Consider the following 2,986-nt stretch of genomic DNA (forward strand, 5'->3'; position numbering starts at 1 on the left):
GACTACGACAACATCGTTCGACTGACCTCGCAGGCCATGCTGCTGTGCCTGGTGGTCTCGCTGCCGGCGGTGCTGGTGGCGGCGCTGGTGGGCCTGCTGGTGTCCTTCGTGCAGGCGATCACCTCGCTGCAGGACCAGGCCATCTCGCAGGGCGCCAAGCTGATCGCGGTGGTGATCACGCTGGTGATCGCCGCGCCGTGGGGCGCCTCGATGGTGCTCGGTTTCGCCCAGCAGGCGGTCCAGGCGGCACTGCAATGAACATGATGCGCTCCTTCACTCGGATGGCGCCGATCGTGGCGCCGCGCGCGGCCGCGGTCGCGCCCGCCGCGACCACCGCGCATGCCGCGCCGGCGGCGACGCCGCAGGCCACGCACCAGAGCCACGAGCACCACGGCCCGCACCGCTCCGGCGGGCAGGGCCGCCACGTGGGTGGCAACCGGCCGGGCGCGCGGCCCAAGCGGTCGACCACCAACAAGGCGCGCAAGAGCCGGCGCCGCGGTGCGAACGGCATCGCGGGCGGTGACGAAGACGATCACGATTTCCACTCGGCAGAGGCGCAGCAGACCGGCACCGAAGCCGTCAACCTGAAGGACCAGTCGCAGGATTCGGGCGATGACGAGGACCGCGGCGGCGGCGAGGAATCGCGCCAGGACAAGCTGGCGCGCGCGCGCAGCCTGGCCGAGAAATCGGATGAGCCGGGCCGCGGCGGATCGCCGCGCAGGGTGTTCGATTCGAAGATCCCGCTGCAGCGCTGCAAGAAGGGCATGCTGGGCGTGGTGCAGAAGACCGTGATCGACCGCGAGCTCAACAAGGCGGCCGACACCGGCAACGGCGCGCTGGCGGCCGGTGCGCTGCGCAAGCTGAATCTGGCGCTGCTGGGCAGCACGCGCGCCGGAGCCCGGCTCGACAGCGGCGGGCTGGCGGCGGTGGCCGACTACCTGATCGCGAACTACATCAAGCCGGCGCAGCCCGAGGGGGGCTTTCCGATGTCGATCAAGTTGCTGCACTGGATGCTGCCGATGAAGCTGCTGCAGCTGCAGGTGCCGCGCACGGAAGAACAGGCCGCACTGAGCATTGCCAAGATGCTGGTGCAGGCCAGGAGGAACGAGCGATGAGTGCTGAGATGAACGAGGGCGAACTGCCCGAAGGTGCCGAGGGTGAGGCGCCGGCCGGCGACGATCCGGACCACGAGCGCTACATCGACCTGCTGACGGCGCTGTGCGGCGAGCTCGACCTGCCGGACGTGCAGGCGGTGTTGCAGTCGCGGCGCGTCGAGGTCGAGGGCTTCAGCGTGATCGTCGACCACGTGACGAACGATCCGCAGGCGATGTACATCCAGTTCGACTACGGCATCACGACGGCCGGGCGGACGCTGTCGATCTTCCGGCTGATGCTGGAATCGAACCTGCTCGTCTATGCGCAGGACCAGGCGCAGCTCGGCCTGGATCCCGACACCGGGTCGACCCAGCTGATTGTGCGCGTGCCGATGACCGACGACATCGACGGCGGCTGGCTGATGGAGACGCTGGCGCACTACGCCGAGCACGGCCGCTACTGGAAGGATCACCTGCTGCAGGCGCCCGATGACATGTTCGAGGCCATCTCGGCCGGCGATTACCTGTGGTTGAGGGCCTGATGTGATGACGGCCCCCCAGTCGCTTCGCTCCTGCCCCCGAGGGGCGCCACCCTGCGGCCCGGCAAAGCCGGTTCCGCGGGCGTTGCTTGATGGGCACATCGCTGCGCTCGTGCGGTCTGTCGATCTGCGGCTTGTCACCCGTTCGGGCTGAGCCTGTCGAAGCCCTCGCGCATTGCACAATGCCGGCCATCACTTCAAGCAGGCCCATGCCCGACAGCGACCCGCTCGATTTCTTCGAAGACCGCCCGACGCTCTGGCCGCACACCGCGCCGGAGCGGCTGTTGCCGTCGGAGGTCGAGCAGCGGCTGCTGAAGGCGATGGAGCGCGTCGGCGCCGACGGCCCGTACGCGGTGGCGCTGTGCGAGGAGGCGATCGCGCTGGCGCGCGCGAGCGGCGACGACGGCGAGATCGTGCGCACGCTGTTCCGCTCGGCCACGCTGGTGCTGCAGGCGCGCCGCCCCGACCGCGCCTATGTGCTGTGCCTGGAGGCGCAGCAAGGCTTCGAGCGCCGCGACGACCGCTGGCGCGCCACCCGCATCCTGCTGCTGCGCGGCCAGTGCTGGCTCGAGGTCGGCGAGCACGAGCGCGCGATGACGCTGATCGCCGAGGCCGCCGAGCGCTTCCGGCTGATGGACAACCGCGCCGACGTGGCGCGCTGCCAGGCCGCGATGGCGATGGCGCACCGCCTGGGCGGCGACCTCGACAGCGCGATCGCGGTGGCCGCGCAGGCAGTCGGCACGCCCGGGGCGCCGAACGACCGCCACCTCGACATCAGCCTGCGCCACAACGAGGCGCTGATGCGGCTCGAGCGCGGGCGGCAGCTGGCACAGCAGGGCGACGTGCAGGGCGCACAGGCCGAGTACGCGCGCGCCTCGGCGGTGCTGCCCGACGCGCGCCACATCGACAACCCGCGCAGCCAGCCCGATGGCGGCCAGGTGCTGCAGAACATCGCGCAGGTCGCGACCGCGATCGGCGACGACGCGACCGTGCTGCTCGCGCTGCGCCGGCTGGCCGACTGGGCGCGCCGGCGCGGCAGCCGGCTCGAGCGCGGCATCGTGTGGCTGCAGATGGCCGAGCTGCAGCGCGCGCGTAGCCGCCACCGTGCGGCGGTGGCCTGCGCGCGGGCCGCGGTGCGCCACCTCGAGACGCTGCCGAACGAGCCGCGGCTGGTGGCCGCGCGGCTGCTGCTGGCCGACCTGCTGGAAGACCAGGGCGACTACCCCGGCGCCTACGAAGCCTACGCCGAAGGCTCGCGCGTGGCCGCCGAGCAGCAGCGCGAGGCGATCGCGCTGCGCGCCGAGATGCTGGCGCTCGACCGCGATGCCGAGCAGGTGCTGCGCAGCACCGAGC

The 2,986-nt window shown here is 71.5% G+C and carries 3 protein-coding genes and 1 pseudogene; all 4 read left to right on the top strand.

All coding sequences use genetic code 11. The features are described 5' to 3' along the window. Positions 1 to 12: 12 nt before the first annotated feature. Entirely contained in the window at positions 13 to 258 is a 246-nt protein-coding gene (gene sctS, locus AC1D12_RS29660; protein WP_477844785.1) for a type III secretion system export apparatus subunit SctS, read from the top strand. A gap of 5 nt (positions 259 to 263) precedes the next feature. Continuing rightward, positions 264 to 1,115 (top strand): hypothetical protein, encoded by an 852-nt coding sequence (locus AC1D12_RS29665; RefSeq protein ID WP_477844783.1) that lies wholly within the window; start codon positions 264 to 266, stop codon positions 1,113 to 1,115. Then, positions 1,112 to 1,636 (top strand): type III secretion system chaperone family protein, encoded by a 525-nt coding sequence (locus AC1D12_RS29670; RefSeq protein ID WP_465114383.1) that lies wholly within the window; start codon positions 1,112 to 1,114, stop codon positions 1,634 to 1,636. Before AC1D12_RS29665 ends, AC1D12_RS29670 begins: the two co-directional genes overlap by 4 nt. A 206-nt stretch (positions 1,637 to 1,842) precedes the next feature. After that, positions 1,843 to 2,986 (top strand): annotated as a pseudogene (locus AC1D12_RS29675) (hypothetical protein); the annotation flags it as partial.

Source organism: Rhizobacter sp. P1_G5 (assembly GCF_056405435.1).

Excerpts from the sequence above, each read along its gene's own strand:
- AC1D12_RS29670 (WP_465114383.1), top strand. The coding sequence starts at position 1,112 with ATGAGTGCTGAGATGAACGAGGGCGAACTGCCCGAAGGTGCCGAGGGT.
- AC1D12_RS29665 (WP_477844783.1), top strand. The coding sequence starts at position 264 with ATGCGCTCCTTCACTCGGATGGCGCCGATCGTGGCGCCGCGCGCGGCC.